16 protein-coding genes and 1 pseudogene are annotated in these 19339 nt (G+C 59.3%); 11 read left to right on the top strand and 6 right to left on the bottom strand.

What is annotated here, in order from left to right; genetic code table 11:
• Nucleotides 1-27 precede the first annotated feature (27 nt).
• Genes ACLGL5_RS00195 through ACLGL5_RS00215 form a run of 5 tightly spaced genes read left to right on the top strand, consistent with a single transcriptional unit; the run spans nt 28 to nt 4460 of the window.
• Nucleotides 28-450: a cupin domain-containing protein gene (locus ACLGL5_RS00195; RefSeq protein ID WP_155249190.1), complete on the top strand. Its 423-nt coding sequence runs from the start codon at nt 28-30 to the stop codon at nt 448-450.
• On the top strand, nt 447-1502 hold the full coding sequence (locus tag ACLGL5_RS00200; protein WP_019863852.1) for an Ldh family oxidoreductase: 1056 nt from the start codon (nt 447-449) through the stop codon (nt 1500-1502). Before ACLGL5_RS00195 ends, ACLGL5_RS00200 begins: the two co-directional genes overlap by 4 nt.
• A 10-nt stretch (nt 1503-1512) precedes the next feature.
• Nucleotides 1513-1908 (top strand): RidA family protein, encoded by a 396-nt coding sequence (locus ACLGL5_RS00205; protein ID WP_019863851.1) that lies wholly within the window; start codon nt 1513-1515, stop codon nt 1906-1908.
• A gap of 16 nt (nt 1909-1924) precedes the next feature.
• Nucleotides 1925-2824 (top strand): fumarylacetoacetate hydrolase family protein, encoded by a 900-nt coding sequence (locus ACLGL5_RS00210; protein ID WP_019863850.1) that lies wholly within the window; start codon nt 1925-1927, stop codon nt 2822-2824.
• Between the two features lies 1 nt (nt 2825).
• Complete coding sequence (locus ACLGL5_RS00215) at nt 2826-4460, top strand: phytoene desaturase family protein (RefSeq protein ID WP_051112875.1); 1635 nt, start codon at nt 2826-2828, stop codon at nt 4458-4460.
• 75 nt (nt 4461-4535) lie between these two features.
• Here the strand turns inward: ACLGL5_RS00215 and ACLGL5_RS00220 are convergent, their stop codons facing one another.
• Nucleotides 4536-4916: a hypothetical protein gene (locus ACLGL5_RS00220; RefSeq protein WP_019863848.1), complete on the bottom strand. Its 381-nt coding sequence runs from the start codon at nt 4914-4916 to the stop codon at nt 4536-4538.
• Nucleotides 4917-5010: 94 nt separating this feature from the next.
• Here ACLGL5_RS00220 and ACLGL5_RS00225 point away from each other — a divergent pair.
• Nucleotides 5011-6082, top strand: a pseudogene (locus ACLGL5_RS00225) (NAD-dependent succinate-semialdehyde dehydrogenase); the annotation flags it as partial.
• A 444-nt stretch (nt 6083-6526) separates the two neighbouring features.
• Here the strand turns inward: ACLGL5_RS00225 and ACLGL5_RS00230 are convergent.
• Together ACLGL5_RS00230 and ACLGL5_RS00235 are read right to left on the bottom strand one after the other, a co-directional pair.
• Nucleotides 6527-6985 (bottom strand): hypothetical protein, encoded by a 459-nt coding sequence (locus tag ACLGL5_RS00230; RefSeq protein WP_019863847.1) that lies wholly within the window; start codon nt 6983-6985, stop codon nt 6527-6529.
• Between the two features lie 56 nt (nt 6986-7041).
• Nucleotides 7042-7641 carry a hypothetical protein gene (locus tag ACLGL5_RS00235; protein ID WP_494372704.1) on the bottom strand — a complete coding sequence of 200 codons (600 nt, stop codon included), beginning with the start codon at nt 7639-7641 and terminating at the stop codon, nt 7042-7044.
• Between the two features lie 97 nt (nt 7642-7738).
• Between ACLGL5_RS00235 and ACLGL5_RS00240 the strand changes: the two genes are divergently transcribed.
• A complete protein-coding gene (locus ACLGL5_RS00240; protein WP_032920940.1) occupies nt 7739-8287 on the top strand; it encodes a helix-turn-helix domain-containing protein in 549 nt (182 codons plus the stop codon).
• A 72-nt stretch (nt 8288-8359) separates the two neighbouring features.
• On the opposite strand, the gene ACLGL5_RS00245 is transcribed toward ACLGL5_RS00240, so the two are convergent.
• Nucleotides 8360-11335, bottom strand: a complete 2976-nt coding sequence (locus ACLGL5_RS00245; RefSeq protein ID WP_494372705.1) for a Tn3 family transposase — start codon at nt 11333-11335, stop codon at nt 8360-8362.
• Nucleotides 11336-11895: 560 nt separating this feature from the next.
• Here ACLGL5_RS00245 and ACLGL5_RS00250 point away from each other — a divergent pair.
• Genes ACLGL5_RS00250 through ACLGL5_RS00260 form a run of 3 tightly spaced genes read left to right on the top strand, consistent with a single transcriptional unit; the run spans nt 11896 to nt 16741 of the window.
• Nucleotides 11896-13845, top strand: coding sequence for a PrkA family serine protein kinase (locus ACLGL5_RS00250; protein WP_019863758.1), 1950 nt, complete (start codon nt 11896-11898; stop codon nt 13843-13845).
• A 19-nt stretch (nt 13846-13864) separates the two neighbouring features.
• Nucleotides 13865-15184, top strand: coding sequence for a YeaH/YhbH family protein (locus ACLGL5_RS00255; RefSeq protein ID WP_494372706.1), 1320 nt, complete (start codon nt 13865-13867; stop codon nt 15182-15184).
• 12 nt (nt 15185-15196) lie between these two features.
• Entirely contained in the window at nt 15197-16741 is a 1545-nt protein-coding gene (locus ACLGL5_RS00260; RefSeq protein ID WP_019863755.1) for a SpoVR family protein, read from the top strand.
• Between the two features lie 159 nt (nt 16742-16900).
• Here ACLGL5_RS00260 and ACLGL5_RS00265 read toward each other — a convergent pair whose 3' ends face one another.
• Complete coding sequence (locus ACLGL5_RS00265) at nt 16901-17311, bottom strand: heme-copper oxidase family protein (protein WP_019863754.1); 411 nt, start codon at nt 17309-17311, stop codon at nt 16901-16903.
• A gap of 642 nt (nt 17312-17953) precedes the next feature.
• Complete coding sequence (locus ACLGL5_RS00270) at nt 17954-18400, bottom strand: pyridoxamine 5'-phosphate oxidase family protein (RefSeq protein ID WP_027047874.1); 447 nt, start codon at nt 18398-18400, stop codon at nt 17954-17956.
• A gap of 401 nt (nt 18401-18801) precedes the next feature.
• Here ACLGL5_RS00270 and ACLGL5_RS00275 point away from each other — a divergent pair, with 401 nt between their 5' ends.
• Nucleotides 18802-19245 carry a hypothetical protein gene (locus tag ACLGL5_RS00275; protein ID WP_199202402.1) on the top strand — a complete coding sequence of 148 codons (444 nt, stop codon included), beginning with the start codon at nt 18802-18804 and terminating at the stop codon, nt 19243-19245.
• Nucleotides 19246-19339: the final 94 nt, after the last annotated feature.

Here is a 19339-nt window from a genome sequence, read left to right on the forward strand (position 1 = left end):
AAAACAAACGAATGACGGAAACAGCAAATGGCGAGTTCTGACGCAACCATTCCAGGCACGCCAAACGGCATGCCTTCACTCGAAGAACTGCTCGTGAACACCAACGAGATGGAATGGCGGGCGAAGTCGTTGCCTGGTGTTTTTGAGAAGATGCTCTGGCGCGATGAGGCGACCGGCGCCTCTGTTGCCCTTATCAAATTCGCCAAGGGCGCCAGCATCCCTTCGCCGCACATGCACGCGTCGAACCAAATGATGTTCTGCCTGTCTGGGCATTACGAATACACGTCGACCGGCGTGACGCTGAGGGCGGGCTCCTTCTACCTCAATCCCAAGGGCAATGTGCACGGCCCAACACTCGCTCATGAAGAGACGGTCGTCGTGGAAATCTATGACGGCCCTCATTATCCGAAGATGCCGGACTGGTACACGGACGAGCAGGACGCACGATGACCAAGCACCGGGTGCCTGTCGCCGATCTCGTCGCGTTCGCGGCGTCGCTCTTCGCCACGAAGGGCGTACGGCCCGACGATGCCCGCTACGTATCGCAATGCCTTGTGTTGGCGGATCAGGAGGGTGTCCCGTCCCATGGCGTCCTGCTCGTGCCGATGTATCTGTCGCGGCTAGAGGCGGGCTCGGTTGATGCCAGGTCACAAGGCCAGGTGGTCTCACGCAAGGGCGGCGTTGCCGTCGTCGACGCGGAAAACGGGCTAGGGCAGCTGACCTCGCGAACGGCAATCGCTCTAGCGCTGGAAGGCGCCCGCGAGCACGGCCTCGGGGCGGCCGCGGTCAGGCGTGGCTTCCACTTCGGCACAGCCGGGCATTGGGCGAGCGAACTCGCTCGGGCAGGCTGCATCGGCATCGTCCTCTCCAACACGCGTCCGCTGATGCCGGGTATTGGCGGCTCCGAGCCACTCGTAGGCAACAACCCGCTGGCAATCGCGGTGCCTGCTCCGGACGAGCCAGTCGTCCTCGACATGGCGCTGAGTGCCGCCGCGATGGGCAAGATCAGAATCGCCGCCGCAGCCGGCCGCGCCATTCCCGGGGACTGGGCAACCGACAAGAACGGCGTTCCCACAACCGATCCCGCCGCCGCCATCGAAGGAATGCTGCTGCCCGCGGCTGGCCCGAAAGGCTTTGGACTGGCGGTGATGATTGATCTGCTTACTGGCGGCCTTTCGTCCGGCGGCGTCGGCTCCGCGATCAAGCCTTTGTATGGCGATCCAGGCCAGCCCTATGACTGCGCGCATTTCTTCCTTGCAATTCAGGTCGGTGCCTTCCGTTCGCCTGCGTCTTTCGAGGGACTGGTCGGCGAGGTGGTGCAGCGCATCCGGACCTCGCGCCCGGTTGACCCGGCTTCTCCAGTCATGGCGCCGGGCGATCCCGCCAACAATGCGCGGCGGCTCGCCGAAAGGGACTGTCCGGTTGATCCGGCGACGCTGCGTGCCCTTGAGCAGGCGGCTCAGCGAGCCAACGTGCCATTTCCGTTTTCCATTCCAACCTAGCGAGGCCGACATGCCCAAGAAATCCATCACATCCAGCAAGCTGGCAGTTCCGAACGGCCATTTTTCGCAAGCCAGCATCACGGAAGCCAAGGGCAAGCTTCTGTTCATATCCGGCATGACCGCCCGCAAGGCAGACGGCACAATCGCAGGCATCGGCGACGTTTCGATCCAGACGCGCCAGGTTCTCGATAACGTCAAGGCGGCCGTGGAGGAGGCCGGCGGCACGCTGGAGGACATCTGCCGGGTAGACGTCTATGTCCGCAACATCGAGCATTTTGACGCGATCCATAAGGTGCGCCGCGAATATTTTCCGAACGAGGCCCCTGCGTCGACAATGGTTGAGGTCAGCAAGATGGTGAAGCCCGAATATCTGATCGAGATCAGCGCCATCGCTGTACTTTACTAGTCGGAGTTGATCCTCAATGCGGTTTGCATCCATTCGGCACAAGGATCGCGTCCTGCCGGCACTCATCGATGACGGCGAGGCTGTGCTTCTGGAGGATGTCGCTCCGGACGTCGTTGGCATCATTGAAATGGGTGCCCAGGGACTGGCGGGCGCGAAGGCGGCGCTGGCCGACGCGTCGCGGGCGCGCGTCGATGACTTCACCTTCGCCGCGCCGATCACGCGCTTCCGCCGTGACGTGCTGTGCTGCGGCTGGAACTACTGGGACCATTTCGAGGAAAGCAAGGGTAAGCGCGAAGGCCAGGATGTGGACCGTCCCAAAGCACCGACCTTCTTCACAAAGAGCCCTTCGACAGTCATCGGCCCTTACGACCCAATCGCTTATGACCCCGGGATCTCCGCAAAATGGGACTATGAAGCCGAAATTGCCATTGTCATAGGCAAGGGCGGGCGCAGCATCCCGCGTGCACGGGCGCTCGACCATATCTTCGGCATCACCTTGGCCAACGACGTCAGCCAGCGTGACTTGCAGCGCCGGCATGGCGGACAGTGGTTTAAGGGCAAAAGCATCGACGGTACGATGCCGCTGGGGCCGACCCTCGTCACGCTGGACGAAATTCGCTTCGAGGACCTCTGGATCGAGTGCCATCTCAACGGCCAACGCGTTCAACATGCGTCGACCAGGCAAATGGCTTTCCCTATCGACGAACTGATCGCCGAACTCTCGTTCGGCATGACGCTGTATCCGGGCGATGTGCTGCTCACGGGTACGCCGGCCGGCATCGGAAATGCGCGTGAACCGCCGGTCTTCATGGGCGAGGGGGATCGCGTTGTAGTATCGGCGGACGGCATCGGAAGATTGGACAATACGCTCGTCCACATGGACCTTCGCGGACAAAGCGAAGTGTCGCTCGCCTGATATGCGCTTTTCGCAGTGGCGGCAGGTTAGGCGATATCATTGGGAGCGTTCGACCTTGAACACCAGCTTTGATTACATCGTCGTGGGTAGCGGTATCAACGCGCTGGTCTGCGCCGCCATGCTGGGCGGCAAGGGACAGCGCGTGCTGGTACTGGAACGCAATGACCGCATCGGCGGCTGCATGCGCAGCGACGAGATTACCGCGCCGGGCTTCGTCCACGACGTGATGGCAACGACCTTCATCCTGTTTGTGACCGGCCCCGCTTATTCCGTGCTAGGAGCAGATATTGAGCGCCTTGGCGTCGAGTTCTGCAACACTGATACCCCGCATGCGGTGGTCCTACCCGACGGCCGGCATCTGGTCATCCGGCGCGACCGGGATGACAATGTCCAGGCTCTGGACGCGCTCGCCGCGGGCGATGGCGCGAATTATCGTCGGGACATGGAAGGAATCGAGAAGGATGCCGCTTTGCTGTTCGGCCTTCTGGGCGGACGCCTGTGGAGCTTCGCGACACTCAAGCTGCTGCTGACGGAGGCCTGGCGGCGCGGGCCTCTCGGGCTCAAAGCCGTGATGGGCAATGCACTGACGCCAGCCCGTTCCTGGCTCGAGTCAAGCTACCGCTCCGATGTCGCCAGGGCTTTGTGGGCCCCGTGGTCGCTTCATGCTGGTCTTGGTCCCGAGGATGCTTTTTCTGGCCAGATAGGCAAGGTGATCGGATTCTCGCTGGAGGCTGGCGGCTCGCCGATCGTCAAGGGCGGGGCGGGCAGGCTGCTCTCTGCCTTCTCGAAGCTGATCGCGGAGCGCAGCGGAACGATCAGGACGCAGGCAGACGTGGTGAGCGTGATCAGGACGGGAGGTCGCGCCACGGGAGTACGCATTGCCTCGGGCGCGGAGTTTTCCGCTGCGAAAGGGGTCATCTGCTCGATGACGCCGACCCAGCTGTATGAAAGGCTGCTTGGTGGCGCCCAGGTCATGAACGAGCCGGACGCGGTCGCGAACTATCGCCACGGCAAGGGCAATTTCCAGATGCACTATGCACTCGATCGGATGCCGGCCTGGAAGAACGCCGAACTGGCCCAGGCTGCTTTGGTGCATCTCACCGCCGGCATCGACGGGGTTTCCAAGGCTTGCAACGAAGCCCTGCGCGGTATGCTCCCGGAACTGCCGACGATCTGCGTTCAGCAACCGCATGTGCTTGACCCGTCGCGCTGCCCGCCCGGCAAGGCCATCTTGTGGCTGCAAATGCCGGAGGCGCCCCGCTTCATCAAGGGCGATGCGGCCGGCTTGCTGGGTTCGCCGGAAGACGGACGGTGGACCGAGAGCCTGCGCGAGGCCTATGCCGATCGGGTGGAGGCTATGCTTGCCGCGCATATCGACGGATTCCAGGAATCCATAATAGCACGTCGAGCCTATTCGCCCGCTGATATCGAAGCTATGAATATCAATCTGGTTGGCGGCGATCCTTACGGCGGCTCTTCCACCATCGATCAAGCGTTTCTGTGGCGGCCGTTCAAGCATAGCGTCAACCACAAGACCGATGTCGAAGGTCTTTATCTGATCGGAGCTTCGACCCATCCAGGATCCGGACTGGGCGGCGGTTCCGGCTTCCTGCTCGCGCAGCATCTGACGGGATGACGACTAGGACCTGCCCGCCGCGCCTAGCCGAAACGCGAGCAAGCAGCTTGGGTGGCCCCGAAGGGACACCGGCACTCACTTCTGGTGCTTTGCCTGGAATTCGTCGTGGTAGATGACTTCGTCGAAGCGCAATTTGAGCCCGTGCTTGCCCAATAGTTTCTCGACGATTGCGTCGAGCGTCTCGCGATGCGCTTTCGCGCGTGCCTGCACGTAAGCCTCGCGCACCTGCGGCTCTTCCTCGGCAAGCACGAGATTCATCCGCTCGCGAATATATTGCTTAAGGTTGATGTGCTCGATGTAAACTTCTCGCACACCGACATCCACCGGCCGGCCGAACAATTGATCCAGCAGATCAGGCCTCTCCGCAAAGTGCGGCAGGAGCGGGCCGACAAAGGCGAAGGTAGGGATCCCCGCCTCGTGTAGAGCGGCTATCCGCCGAGCAGAGTGGCGCTCCAAGCGTTGTGGTCATACCTTCCGGCAAACAAGGACCCATTACCGCAGAGCTCGCACGTCCATTCACTCGAGGGCTGCGCGAACCAATCGCATCTAGGGCGAGACCATCTCCGCGCCATCGACAGACCGTCGCTTGCTGGTGATCAAGCAGCCGATCGGCGTCGTCGGCACGATTACGCCATGGAATTTCCCGGCTTCCATGGTGGCGCGCAAGATCTCGCCGGCCTTGGCGGCGGGCTGCACGATCGTGCTGAAACCCGCTGAACAGACGCCGCTGGTTGCCGGTGCAATGTTCGCCCTTGCGCATCAGGCTGGCTTTCCCGAAGGCGTGGTCAACCTGATCTACGCGTCCGAGGGCGATGCCGTTGGACGCGAACTCTGCACAAACCCCAAGGTCCGCAAGCTTCACCGGCTCGACCGAGGTTGGACGGCTTCTCATGCGCCAGTGCTCGGACCCAGATCAAGAAGGTCAGCCTCGAGCTCGGCGGCAATGCGCCTTTCATCGTCTTCGACGATGCAGACGTCGATGCGGCGGTCGACGGTGCGATCCAGGCCAAGTTCCGCAACGCCGGCCAGACCTGCGTTTCCGCGAACCGCCTTTACGTCCAATCGGGCGTTCACGATGAATTTGTCGAAAAATTCGTGGAACGGGTTCGCCAGCTTCAGGTGGGTGACGGTTTCAACCCAGGTGTCGCCATTGGCCCGCTGATCGACAGGCAGGCGCTCACCAAGATCGAATCACATATCGCCGATGCCGTCGCCAAAGGCGGTACAATTCGATGCGGGGGCAAACGCATTGGCAAGGACGGCACGTTTTTCCAACCGACGGTCCTCACTCAAGTCTCCAGCGAGATGACGATTGCGCACAGGAGGAGACATTCGGGCCGCTGGCCCCAACCATTCGCTTCGACGATGCGGATCAGGTCGTGCACGAGGCAAATGACACGATCTACGGCCTGGCCGCCTACTTTTATGCCTCGAACCTGCAGCGTGTGTGGCGTGTGGCCGAGGCCCTGGAATATGGCATGGTGGGCATCAACACCGGACGCATGTCGTCGGAAGCCGCACCCTTCGGCGGGATGAAGCAGTCCGGCATCGGGCGGGAGGGTTCGCGCCACGGGCTCGAGGACTACCTCGAAATGAAATACCTCTGCATGGGCGGCATCTGAAGCGCCTGGTTGAAGTTTGCAGCTGGGTAATCGAGCGAGCAATCCGACAATGTGTGAGTTTAGGAACGCTCTCGTCTCAAGCGGCGTTGAAGCCGCATTTCCCGCCTGTTTAATCATTCGTCCGCGCAATCAAAGGGTCGCGAATAAGTTCCAACAAATTCCAGTCTGCCAATTGTTCGACTTTCATCAATCAAAGTTGATATTTCCTAATATTTTAAAGTCTGAATGGCGATTATTGCGAAGTTTTGCTGATTGCAATCGATGCACACCAATCAGTGTTGTATCAGTAATGTTCCTCTCTAACTCTCAGGTTCGACAGATCAATGTTAATCAACATCACCTCACCGCCTGATTGAAACTGGGCTGAAGACTCTGAACTCTTCTAAATCGCCGCGTCCCAAGTCAGACCATATCGGCCTTCGCTCGCCTCCCCTCTTAGCGCACTCACTTGTGCGGCATGCAATAAACTCCCTCGGATTCCATGAGTACCGCGCCACCCTTCAACTCGCTCAATGCGCCGACCCACGCTTGCGAATAAGTGCGGCTGGCATCCACGGCCGTCAGCCAAAGAACGCGATTGTCGGCCAGTTCAACTTTAACTTCCTGCTGCAAAGGGCTCCCCTGCACGGTCTGTTGATAGTGGCGTTTGATCCTGACATTGCTGGCCGGAAACTCAGCTTCGTTGCTGCCGTAGTTCAGCACAAATCCAGTGTGGTCCCCAGCCACTGAGCAACCGCCATCACGCTCGCACACGATTTTGGCAGCTGTGTTGCAGTCCCATTTTAGTGAAGCGGGCCACATAGGATTGTCCACGTTTGATCGCGGCTTGTCGCTCTGACCAGCCGCTGTCAACACAGCGCCTGTGTTCAAAATCACAGTGGACAGGAGAAGCACCTTGAACACTACAAACCTCCCTGAATTGTGACCCTCATAGCGACCCGTCCTGCGTGATCGCTTGCCTATGGCATGTTGAGATTGAACCAGCTTTTCTGGCGTATGCCGTTCGCATCGTCATACTCGATGAACCAGGGTTTTTCTCGCTTCTGCCGAGAGATGGTGAAGTAGGTGGGACCATTACCAGCGGAATGCCCTCTACCGTTGCCCGTGCTCTGGATTTCTGCCGTCACCAACTTACCGTTGATTTCAATTTGGGCCTGCCGAGATCCGTCATGATTCTGGCCGAGGCGGCTATTCATGAAAGTGACATACAATGTTAGCCTGTCGGACGCGATGCGGCAGATGTTGCGTTCTTGCCCCATTCCGGGCCGGTTGAAGTCGTTGCCGCCGACTGCTTGCCAGCCAGGCGGACAATCCTCATACTTCTCGAAGCTCGCGGCGCTGGAGTTGGCTTGCGGACACGTCGGCCAGTCAAAACCCGGGGCTTCCATAGCCGCAATCAACTTGTAAATTGGCGGGTGGCACGAGGGGGTACCCTGCCAGTCGCCGGAAAGACATAGGAGGACCTGACAGCCCGATTCCGACGCTTTCGATTGGGATGGAAGAGTCGCGGCGCCCACGATGGCGACGGCACCCACCAAAAGGAATTTCAGTATGGTCATAGCCTTTTCCTCGCTGCGGATTTTGACAGTTTACTATGGATGATCCGCGCGAAAAAGGACAGATCGAAAAGGCAGGTTTGTGCGACTACATCGATTTATGAAACGAGACGACGCGGGCGTGGTCAACAACCCGTTGCGCACCAACATTGCCCTGACGCTTGAGCGGGAGCGAGCCAAACGCGGCCTATCCCATATGCACATGGCCGAGCTGTTTCGGACCGCCGAGGGCGAAAAACTGGCCTATCGAACCTACATCCAGACCGTGCGTCAGAAAAACAATGTCACGCTGACGACGCTGCAGATCATGGCAAGCGGCTTACAAGTGTCTTTTGCAGGACTGCTCGCCGGCGGGAAGAAGGTTCCCGAATGGGCGCATCAGTTGGACGACAATGCGATCCGCAAACGGCTGGCGCACATCATCGACATTGAGCGACAGCGACGTACTTTGCACCGCTATGAGATGGCTGAGCTCATCGGCGTGGCGGAGGCGACATACATGAAACTGGAGCGCGCGAGCGGCAACATCAGCGTGGACACGATTGCCGCGATCGCCAAGGCGTTGAAACTTGATCCAGCGACCTTTCTCTTTTCCGATAAGATCCCGCCAGCAACTGACCACCTGCTTCTGACGCAGCCGGAGACGTAGATACTCATTCAGAAAGGGGTCGGAACAAGAGCAGTTCGAAATCGTACGCTAAGGTCGAACGGAGCAGGAACGTTATGCGGCAAGCCTTAGCCCAGCCGGGAGGCGAAGCGACCTGAAGCCTTCCGGGAGATGTTGCTCACTGTCCCAGGTGTAGATACCTGTCAGGTTGATGTGCTCCCAACTCAGCGGCGAGATATGCTTCAACAGCTTATCTGGGATGTTCCTTCCCGCTCGTTTGAGCTCTGTCACCGCGCGGTCGAGATAGACCGTGTTCCAGTGGACGATCGCGCTGACGACAAGATTGAGGCCCGATGCGCGGAATGCCTGACTTTCGAACGACCGGTCGCGGAGTTCCCCACGCTCATGGAAGAAGACTGCGCGTTTGAGTTTGTGCGCTGCCTCGCCCTTGTTGAGGCCGGCTTGGCAACGCCGGCGCAATGTCGAGCTCGAGTACCATTCGATCATGAAAAGCGAGCGCTCAATGCGGCCGAGTTCCCGAAGAGCCTTGGCCAGTTGGCTTTCCTTCGGTGACGCCGAGAGCTTCTTCAAGATCGTCGAGGGCACAACGGCACGGGTGGTTATCGATGCCGCCAGATGAAGCAGATCATCCCAGTGATCGAGGATCGGGGTGGTGTTGATCGGCGCCCCGATGTGGTTTGACAGCGCCGGGTATGCATCGCCTTTCTCGAACGTGTGGAACTTCCGATCTTTGAGATTGCGCAGTCGCGGTGCGAACCGCTTGCCGATCAGAGCGAATAGGCCAAAGACGTGATCGCTCGCGCCGCCGGTGTCGGTGAAGTGTTCCTGGATGTCGAGGGCCGTATCCTGATCGAATAGCCCATCGAGCACATAGGCCGCCTCGCTTTCGGTCGGGCTGATGGGCAGAATGCTGAAGTAGCCGTACTGATCTGACAGATGGCTGTAGAACTTCGATCCGGGCTCACTGCCGTAATGTAGATTGATATCTCCGCGCTTTGCGGCGCGGTCGCTTGCTCGGAAGAATTGGCCATCAGATGACGACGTCGTGCCATTGCCCCAAAGGCGGGAATGCGGATGGCGGGTGTGTGCGTCCGTCACGCAGGCCTGGGCTGCTCGGTAGGTCTCCGACCGGGCGTGGAAAGTACGCATCCAACTGATCTGGTGAGCGCTGATGCCTTTGGATGCACTGGCCATCCGTTTCGGACCGAGGTTGGTTGCATCGGCCAGTACGCCAGCCAGCATGGCCGAGACATTCCTCGGAGTGTCACCCGTGCGAACATGGGTGAAGCAATCCGCAAACCCGGTCCATTCATGCACCTCCCTCAAGAGATCTGGCACCTCGATCAACGGATAGCGCTCGCTGAGCTCGGCATTCAGATCCTCGGCTGCTGCGGGAACTTCGCCCGCTGTTGGTGTGACGATAAGCGTTCCACCTTCGAGACGAACACCGTCGAGCTTCCCGGATCGTGCCCTATGTGCCAGGCGCTTCAGGTTGAAGTCGAGCATCTGCCGCGCTTCGGCAAGCCACGCCGCGCCGTCACCTTGGACACCAAGTCCGAGGCGACCTTCATCTTTCAGGATTGTGAACGTTGACCGCGGCATCAGGTGCTCGTCGATCGGTCGGAAGGATCGGCTGCCATCGACCCAAATGTCCGCGGATCTAAGCCGGTCTCGCAAAGCCGCGAGCGTTGCAATCTCATAGAGACGGCGATCGGGCTTGTCCTGCCCGAGAATTAGCCGTCGATCACCTCGGCTGAGGTGGGTGACCGGGACGCGATCCGGAAGGGTGCGCCGCTTCTCGGCATAGAGCCGTTTCAGCAGCGAAATCGCCGCAAGAAGGGGATCGTGGCGGCGCGCTGAGCGGAATGTGAACGCTTCCAGGAACGCACCGGCGTACTTGTTGACGGTCGCATATTGCTCGGCCGCTAAGGTCAAAGGCGACGCCTCGTTGTCCTCGACCATCGACTCAAGCTCAGGCTTCATCCGAAGCAACCGGTGCCATCCAACTTCCTGATCGAGAACCTCCAATGCGTTCCGGCCATAGTCGTTCGCGGACTGAAGGGCTGTGATCGTGTCCAGGAACATGCGTAGCGCTTTGGCGGTATCCGGCCTGCAGTCCATGTGTCGCTGCTTCTTGCGGTTGTTGGCTTGCGAGAACAGCCGGCCTGTCAGCTTGATGAACATCGCCACTGCATCGTCCGTGAGCTTCTGGCCGAGCTTGATAATCTGCGCCACGATCAGCGCGTGTCGACGGCTGGCATTGAAGTCGTTGGCCAGCCATGCCGGTGTGGCGTTGCCCTCACGGATCATCTGATCCCACCGTCCAGACGATATGCGCATCTGCAATTTCGGTTCGATTTCTAGCTTGCGCAGGAAGGCGATCCGTTCGGTCAGCCCGACCAGGTTTGACGCACCTGGCGCATCCGGCGCTGATCGCAGCCAATGAAAGCGCGTCTGGCCGATGGCCGGGTCAACTTCCAACAGCTTATCCAATGATTGAAGCGTATCGACCGAAATTTCTTCGATCAGCGTTCTCTCCGCCCGCCGACGGGCAATGGCGCGGGCGGCAAGACCGATCCGTTCGATCGTGTCGATTGACGGCAGAAGAGATCCGTGGTCACGAAACATGGCGACAGTAGCACTCGCTATCGCCCCACCGTCGTCGGACATCGTGGCCGCCTGAATTGCAGCCAACAGCGCAGCTCTACGATCTTGCCCCGTCGCGCTCCGCGCGGCCAGATAAACCATCAAGCGAGCAATGTGATCGCGACGCGTTTCTTCACGGCGTGCATAGAGCGCAAACTTTCCACCGTCGGCGCCAATCTGCTCAGCAACGTACTTTAGCATTGCACGAGGCGGAGTTTCATCGGTCGCCAACACCCTGCCTGGATATCGCATCAGGCAGAGCTGAACAGCGAATCCGAGCTGATTGTGTTCTCGTCTGCGAAGTCCAATCTCAAGCCTGTCCGTCGACGACAACGAATAGTGTCGGATGAGGCCGTCCTCATCGGTTGGTATATCGAAAAGTCTCTGTCGATCCCGAACCTTGAGAAGCCTCCGTTTACCCATCGCGCAACTCCATCCACGACTAATCTGCCGGGAGCGTTGTCGAGTCGGACGGGCGACGAAATCAAAATTGGTGCCCTGCGATGGCAATCCACAGGGATCGGATGCTGCACAGCCGGACTACAGTAGAGTTCATGATCCGTTCGCCCTTAGCGCACGATTTCGCACTGCTCTTGTTCCGACCCCTTCCAGCGGTCTTAACCCAACCGCCTCGCCCGCGTCCCTAGGCCAAACTTAAAGCCAGTGGGACAAGACAAACCTGATCCGCGGCTTCTCTACAGGCCAGGCGACTGGCGAACTTCAGGAGATCCTGGATGGCCGCTGCTGCCATGAGGCCAACGCGCTTGTCCTGGATATCGGCGAACGTCAGTAAGGATAGATCTTCTCTTCGGCAATGCCTTGAATTTGCCCCAGAGCCGGGATCGCCTGGCTCGAATGCACCGAGTCGCCGAGGTCGATGTCGCATTGCATGCGCTCTCCTTCACGTGAAGGGAACCGCAATGCTTCCCGGCAGTTAATATGAGTGGATGAGCCGATTGGCAGCCTGTCGAGGCAAAGGCATCATGCGCGAAAATCAATCAGACGTCTTCGATCTGTTTTCGGAGATTTATTCCAACGCGGCCCAGGAAGAGATCAGCCTCCAGCAGTATCTGTTAGCCTGCCGCGAGGACAAGGCCATGTATGCGTCGGCCCCGGAGCGCATGGTCGAGGCGATCGGCGAGCCAAACCTGGTCGATACCAGCAAGGACGAGCGGCTCGGCCGCATTTTCTCCAACCGCACCGTCAAGGTGTATCCCTCCTTTTCCGACTTCTACGGAATGGAAGACACGATCGAGCGCATTGCCGGATATTTCCGCTACGCCGCGCAAGGCCTCGAGGAGCGCAAGCAGATCCTCTACCTTCTAGGCCCGGTCGGCGGCGGCAAATCCTCGCTCGCCGAACGGCTGAAGAAGCTAATGGAGCAGCGCCCGATCTACACGCTCAAGGTCGGCAACCAGATCAGCCCGGTCTTCGAATCGCCGCTCGGCCTTTTCCATCCCGACCGCATGGGCGATCTGCTGGAAGACAAATACGGCATAGCTCGCCGCCGCCTGAACGGACTGATCTCGCCCTGGGCGGCCAAACGTCTGGACGAACTGTCCGGCGACATCTCCAAATTCAGCGTCGTCAAGCTGTTGCCGTCAAGGCTGCGCCAGATTTCCATAGCCAAGACGGAGCCCGGCGACGAGAACAATCAGGACGTCTCGGCGCTGGTCGGCAAGGTTGACATCAGGCAGTTGGAGAACTTCAGCCAGTCCGATCCGGATGCCTATTCCTACAGCGGCGGCCTGAACCGGACGACGCAGGGCCTGCTCGAATTCGTCGAGATGTTCAAGGCGCCCATCAAGGTGCTGCACCCGCTGCTGACGGCGACCCAGGAAGGCAGCTACAACGGCACCGAGAATTTCGGCGCGTTCCCCTACCAGGGCATCGTCGTTGCCCATTCCAACGAATCGGAATGGCAGCAATTCAAGAACAACAAGAACAATGAGGCCTTCCTCGACCGCATTCTCGTGGTCAAGGTTCCCTATTGCCTTCGCGTCACCGAAGAAAGGCAAATCTACGAGAAGCTGCTGCGCGAAAGCGAGCTGGCGAACAGCCCCTGCGCGCCCGAGGTGCTGGACATTCTCAGCCGCTTCACCGTCTCGACCCGCCTTGCCAAACACGAAAATTCGCCGCTCTACACCAAGATGCGCGCCTATGACGGCGAGAACCTCAAGGAGATCGACCCGAAGGCGAAGTCGGTCCAGGAATATCGCGATGCCGCGGGCGTCGATGAAGGCATGACCGGCGTCAGCACGCGCTTTGCCTTCAAGATCCTGTCGCAGACCTTCAACTACGACACCAAGGAGGTCGCAGCCGACCCCGTGCATCTGATGTACATCCTCGAGGAGGCGATCAAGCGCGAGCAATTCCCGAAGGAGACGGAAGCCGCCTATCTCGAGTTCATCAAGTCGGAACTCGCAACGCGCTATGCCGAGTTCATCGGTCACGAGATCCAAAAAGCCTATCTGGAATCCTATAGCGAATACGGTCAAAACCTTTTTGATCGCTACATCGCCTACGCCGATGCCTGGATCGAGGATCAGGACTACAAGGATCCCGATACGGGGCAGATCCTCAATCGCGAGGTCCTGAACAAGGAATTGTCGCAGGTCGAAAAACCCGCCGGCATCGCCAATCCCAAGGACTTCCGCAACGAAGTGGTCAAATTCACCTTGCGCGCCCGCGCGCGCAACAATGGCCGCAACCCGTCCTGGACGAGTTATGAAAAGCTTCGCGAGGTCATCGAGAAGCGCATGTTCGGCCAAGTCGAGGACCTTCTGCCGGTGATCAGCTTCGGCTCCAAGCAGGACAGCGTCACGGAGAAGCGGCACAACGAATTCGTGCAGCGGATGGTGGAGCGCGGCTATACGCAGCGGCAGGTCCGCCGGCTGGTCGACTGGTACATGCGCGTGAACAAGGCGGGTTGAGCGACGCCCGAACGGTGCCATGCCGATCTTCATCGACCGCCGCCTGAATCCGAAGGACAAGAGCCTTGGCAATCGCCAGCGCTTTCTAAGACGCGCGCGCGAAGAGCTCAAGCGCAGCATCCGCGACAAGGTCCGCACCGGCAGCATCGCCGAACTAGACCGCCAGCATGCGGTGCCAATCCCTCGCAAAGGTACTGGCGAACCGACCTTCGCCGACGACAGCGAAAGCGGCCGGCGTCACCACATCCTGCCCGGCAACCGGACATTCAGCTCTGGTGATATTATCCCCAAGCCGGGCGGCGGCCGCGGAGGCGGGGGCTACGGATCGGGCTCGGGAACCGCCGAATCCGAAGACGACTTTCGTTTCGTGCTGTCGCGCGAGGAAGTGCTCGACCTTTTCTTCGAGGATCTCGAGCTACCCGATCTGGTCAAGCTCAACCTCAAGCAGGTACTGAGTTTCAAGCCGAGGCGGGCAGGTTTCGCGGCAAGCGGGGCGCCGACCAACATAAATGTCGGACGCACGATGCGAAACAGCCACGGGCGGCGCATCGCGCTCAGGCGCCCCAAACAGGCGGAGCTCGACGCGATCGCCCGCCAGATTGCCGAGCTGGAAGCCAAGCCGGCAAGCGCCCTGGTGCGCGAACGCATCGCCGCCCTGCGCGAGGCGCTTGACCGGCTCGAGCGCCGGCGCAAGCGAATTGCCTATGTCGATCCGGTCGACATCCGTTTCAATCGCTTCGATCCCCAGCCTTTGCCCAATGCGAACGCGGTCATGTTCTGCCTGATGGACGTCTCGGGATCGATGGGAGAGCGCGAGAAGGATCTGGCCAAACGCTTCTTTGTGCTACTGCACCTTTTCCTGACACGGCGCTATGAACGCATCGACATTGTCTTCATTCGTCACACCCATTTGGCCAAGGAAGTGGACGAACATACCTTCTTCTACCGCACGGAAAGCGGCGGCACCGTCGTCTCCACCGCCCTCGAGGAAATGCACCGCATCATCGAGCAGCGCTATCCGGTCGCCGAATGGAACATCTATGCCGCCCAGGCCTCCGATGGCGACAACTTCGCCGGCGACTCCGAGCGTTGCATAGAGCTGCTCGACCGCAAGCTCATGCGGCTTTGCCAATATTTCGCCTATGTAGAAATCATCGACGAACGGGAAAGCCACATTTTCGGCGCGACCGAGAACGGGACATCGCTTTGGCGCGCCTATAACGCCATCGACGGCAAATGGCCAAACTTCCAGATGAGGCGCATTGCCGCCCCGGCCGACATTTATCCGGTTTTCCGCCAGCTGTTCGCCAGGCAGCCTGGTCTACGCAAGAGCGCGTGAGGGACTTCGGCAATGGTCAGTCAGGCGTGCACGTCCGAACTGCTGTTTTCCGGGTCGGACTGGAATTTTGCGAAACTGTCGCGAGTGTACGAGGAGATCGAGGCGCTCGGCCTCGAAGAGCTTGGTCTCGACATCTATCCTGTGCAGATGGAGGTCATTTCTTCTGAACAGATGCTCGACGCCTATTCATCTCTGGGCATGCCGTTGATGTATCGGCATTGGTCGTTCGGCAAACGTTTCCTCTACGACGAACTTCTCTACCGCAAGGGCGCTCGCGGCTTGGCCTACGAAATGGTCATCAATTCCAATCCATGCATCGTCTACCTGATGGAAGAGAACACCATGGCCCTGCAAGCCCTGGTGACCGCGCACGCAGCACTGGGCCACAACCATTTCTTCAAGAACAATCATCTCTTCCGCCAATGGACGGATGCCGGCGGCATCCTGAGCTATCTGGATTTTGCCAAGAGCTACATAGCGCGATGTGAGGAACGGCATGGCGTGACCCCTGTGGAGGCGATCCTGGATTCTGCCCACGCGCTGATGGAGCAAGGCGTCTTCCGTTACCGGCGGCCACCGAAGCTGTCATCGGAACAGCAGCGCGAGGGGCTGCACGAACGCCTCGAATACGAGGAGCGTTCATTCAACGATCTCTGGAGAACGCTGCCGCCCTCGCCGGGAAAGAGCAAGCAGGACGCCACCGACCAAATCCTTGCAGAGCGGAAGAAGTCGCTCAAACTTCCGGAGGAAAACCTGCTCTATTTCCTCGAGAAGAACAGCCTCGTCCTTGAGCCTTGGCAGCGCGAAATCATCCGGATCGTGCGGATCATTGCGCAGTATTTTTATCCGCAGCGGCAAACCCAGGTGATGAACGAAGGCTGCGCCACTTTCGTGCATTACACGCTCATGAACACGCTTTTCGACCGTTGCCGCATCAGCGAGGGCGCCATGCTCGAGATGTTGCGCAACCACTCGAACGTCATCTTCCAACCGGCCTATGACGACCCCCGCTATTCCGGCATCAATCCCTATGCGCTTGGTCTGGACATGATGCAGGATATCCGGCGCATCTCCACCGCGCCGACTGCAGAGGACCGCGACTGGTTCCCAGACATAGCCGGCCGCGGCGACTGGCGCGATACCTTGCTCGATGCCTGGGCCAACCATCGCGACGAATCCTTCGTCCGCCAATATCTGAGCCCGGCTCTGATCCGGAAGTGGCGGCTATTCATGCTGGCCGACAACGCCGACGAGCCGCACTACGAAGTCGCGTCGATCCACAACGAGCGAGGCTATGCCAAGATAAGGTCAGCGCTTGCTCAAAGCTACGACGTGGGAGCGAGCCGGCCCGACATCCAGGTGATTGACGTCGATCTCCTGGGCGATCGGCGTCTGAGGCTTCAGCACACGGTGAAGAATGGTCTCATGCTCGAGGGCGGAAGCCGCGACTCGACCTTGCGCCATATCCGAAACCTTTGGGGCTACGATGTCAGCATGGTGGCGGTGGATGCTGAAACCGGTGCGATGCTCGGCGAACGCTCGACAAAGGAAGTTTGAGATCACAGCCCGCCACTTGTGAGCGGAGCGTTTTTGCGCTGCGACCACAGAAACAGGCCATAACTGAGGCCAGAACGATTGCTCGCGCTAGAGCCGGTCAGCCTGTGCTTCCGGCTCCAGTGGCTCATGCCGGCCCTCATACTGCCGAGTTCCGCCGATTTAGCGTGTCGCGGTCGATAACCCAGACGCCACGCGCTCGCTTGCGCTTGAGAAAACAACGAAGGCGAATACCAGGACGGCGGCAGCCACGATCAGTGAACCTACGGCGACGACGGGCTCGATTGCCGTATAGCCTTGGTGAAGCATCAGATACAGAGCTGGCAGCATTACCACCAATCCGACGTTGTAGAGGCCGTAGTGGACCATGGCGGTTCTCCGCGCTGCCTTTGCCGGATTAAGAGCGTAGTAGCCGCCAAAGATTGCGCTTGTGACCCATCCGAGCAGATTGATGTGTGCATGTGCAGGAAATGCACCGTGGTCGCCCGAGATTGCCATCTGCAAGCCGGCGCCGATCCCCAGAATGAGCCATACGATAGCTGTCTTAAAGAAAAGATCTGAGACCTTAGGCATGACACTTCCTCCCCAGAATGCCGATTTCAACAAGCTGATATTAGGTGTTACTGAAAAAGCAATGCAATCGAAATCCAAGGACCCTTCCACAAAACCACGAAGGCAGGAAACTGGTGTGAGTTGTACCCCGAGATTGTCGAACTTACCTGACCGCGATCGAGTCTCAACGGCGACGCAGTCTTTCGGGTGACCTACAGGCCACCGAGCCTTGCCGGCACGCGACAGAGCAAACGCAATCCAAGCCTGGCAAGAAGCGTTACGACGCGCGGGGCGTATGGCCGGTTGCTAAAGGCCAAATATGAAAAGCCCGGCGCGGGGGAGGGCCGGGCTTTCGTTGTAGGAGCGTCGCACTACTCATAACTGGCCTGCGACGTCGTACAAAGTATATTAGAATTTATAAATAATCAGTTTCCGAGTTTCTGCGTCTACCGCACCCCGGCGGGTCGTTTAGGCATTCTTGCCAAATCGGCATTCCAGCGCGTCGGCATCCGCGCGCAAAGCAGCTCACGCATCATTATTCGGGCGGCGGACACTCGAGGTAGAGAGAAACTTGGCCGAGTTGGGGGCGGGCTTGGTCCGTCGAAAACGGACCGCGCCCGCGCAATTCTGGTCCCGTGCGACCGGCCACGCGCCTGGCGGAGCCTACTCACTTGCTTCCCGGCCAGACATCTCTTCTACGAGAATCCGGAAGAAGACGTGTGGCAAGCTATGTGACGCGGGTGGGATCACAGGCTTGAGCGCACCGGGCTCCCACCAGTCCGCGTGCTTGCTCAACACTGACCATGCGTGATCGCGCTGAAGCTTGTGACCGATCTGGTCAGGCAGTTCTTCGAAGCGGCCGTCGACAATCACGCTTTTCCATCCGCGTCCCTGCGTGTGTTCGACAACGTGGGCGCACACCGAGGGGTTGGCACGCATCCAGTCGATCTTCTTTCCCGGTAAAGAGAACGCGTAGAGGTGACTGTCGGCGTAGGCGTAGTTGAAGCAGACGACGTAGGGTTGTCCGTCCTTAGCGCATGCCAAATGGCCGACACGATTGGCAGCCAGCAATTTCGTGCATTCCAAAGTAGAGAGCGTGCGGACCAGCATGATGCGACCCTCTATCCTGTTACATTTCACACCCTTGGCAGCTGAGCTCGCTATGACGTGGATCAAATTGTGCTAACTGAGCCGACATGCCTTTGCCGTGCTAACCAATCCTGTCGAGGGAGGCCGAAAGCAATGCTTGGTATGATCGCCACCTGCATTACATTCTAAGGCTGACGGGACTGGTTTCGGCCTTTCGATCCGATCTCGAGCTCATATCCGGAGGTTTCCGATGACCTGCCTGTTCGCACGCCTTGTTCGAAGACCGTCCTTGAGGAATTGCGGGCAATCCCGTGGGCAAGTTGGGACGACGAGCTGCGAGGCCTAGCGGGTGCCGTTCCGTTTCGTTTGAGGAGCTTCTTGGCGGCCAAAGTGTCACGATCTTCGCCAATGGCGCCGATGCTGTGGAATTGTGGGACGAGCTTCCCATTTCTCGCCTAATCGCGACGGAAGGCATAGACATCACCTTCGCCGCCACCTTCGCGAAGGATACACAATTCGTTCTGCACGGAGTCAACACCGCCCCGCCGACCGGCGCGACAGGCATGAAAGCTCGCATGGGCGTCGGCGTCGGCTGTGCGGCCTCGACCGGATTTGTCACGGTCTATCAGTTGACCGGGGAAAACACCTACACGGCCACCGCCGTCAATGCGGCGGATTTCAGTGGGGTCTCCAAGCAATATCGGCTTGTCATTGACCCGGGCTCCAGCAGCCTCAAGGTCTATAATGGGCCGCTGCTCGGCACGGTGGCGCTCACAACGCCCTATCTCGGCGGGTTCATGGGGCTGCGGTCTAACGTCAGCGGCAGTAGCCCAATCATTTCTGACTTGCGGTCTATTGAGCACTAGGCCCGAGGACAGGAGCGGTATCCAGCGCCATTGCCTCATCTCTGTGCGGTGACCGGTGTTCCCAAGAACTTCCACCCCACCGGGTCATAACAGT

This window comes from Mesorhizobium sp. U510 (assembly GCF_059180695.1).

Excerpts from the sequence above, each read along its gene's own strand:
- ACLGL5_RS00235 (WP_494372704.1), bottom strand. The coding sequence starts at position 7,641 with ATGACCATACTGAAATTCCTTTTGGTGGGTGCCGTCGCCATCGTGGGC.
- ACLGL5_RS00265 (WP_019863754.1), bottom strand. The coding sequence starts at position 17,311 with ATGCCTAAGGTCTCAGATCTTTTCTTTAAGACAGCTATCGTATGGCTC.
- ACLGL5_RS00200 (WP_019863852.1), top strand. The coding sequence starts at position 447 with ATGACCAAGCACCGGGTGCCTGTCGCCGATCTCGTCGCGTTCGCGGCG.
- ACLGL5_RS00240 (WP_032920940.1), top strand. The coding sequence starts at position 7,739 with ATGAAACGAGACGACGCGGGCGTGGTCAACAACCCGTTGCGCACCAAC.
- ACLGL5_RS00255 (WP_494372706.1), top strand. The coding sequence starts at position 13,865 with ATGCCGATCTTCATCGACCGCCGCCTGAATCCGAAGGACAAGAGCCTT.
- ACLGL5_RS00270 (WP_027047874.1), bottom strand. The coding sequence starts at position 18,400 with ATGCTGGTCCGCACGCTCTCTACTTTGGAATGCACGAAATTGCTGGCT.
- ACLGL5_RS00210 (WP_019863850.1), top strand. The coding sequence starts at position 1,925 with ATGCGGTTTGCATCCATTCGGCACAAGGATCGCGTCCTGCCGGCACTC.
- ACLGL5_RS00245 (WP_494372705.1), bottom strand. The coding sequence starts at position 11,335 with ATGGGTAAACGGAGGCTTCTCAAGGTTCGGGATCGACAGAGACTTTTC.
- ACLGL5_RS00215 (WP_051112875.1), top strand. The coding sequence starts at position 2,826 with ATGCGCTTTTCGCAGTGGCGGCAGGTTAGGCGATATCATTGGGAGCGT.
- ACLGL5_RS00260 (WP_019863755.1), top strand. The coding sequence starts at position 15,197 with ATGGTCAGTCAGGCGTGCACGTCCGAACTGCTGTTTTCCGGGTCGGAC.
- ACLGL5_RS00195 (WP_155249190.1), top strand. The coding sequence starts at position 28 with ATGGCGAGTTCTGACGCAACCATTCCAGGCACGCCAAACGGCATGCCT.
- ACLGL5_RS00205 (WP_019863851.1), top strand. The coding sequence starts at position 1,513 with ATGCCCAAGAAATCCATCACATCCAGCAAGCTGGCAGTTCCGAACGGC.
- ACLGL5_RS00250 (WP_019863758.1), top strand. The coding sequence starts at position 11,896 with ATGCGCGAAAATCAATCAGACGTCTTCGATCTGTTTTCGGAGATTTAT.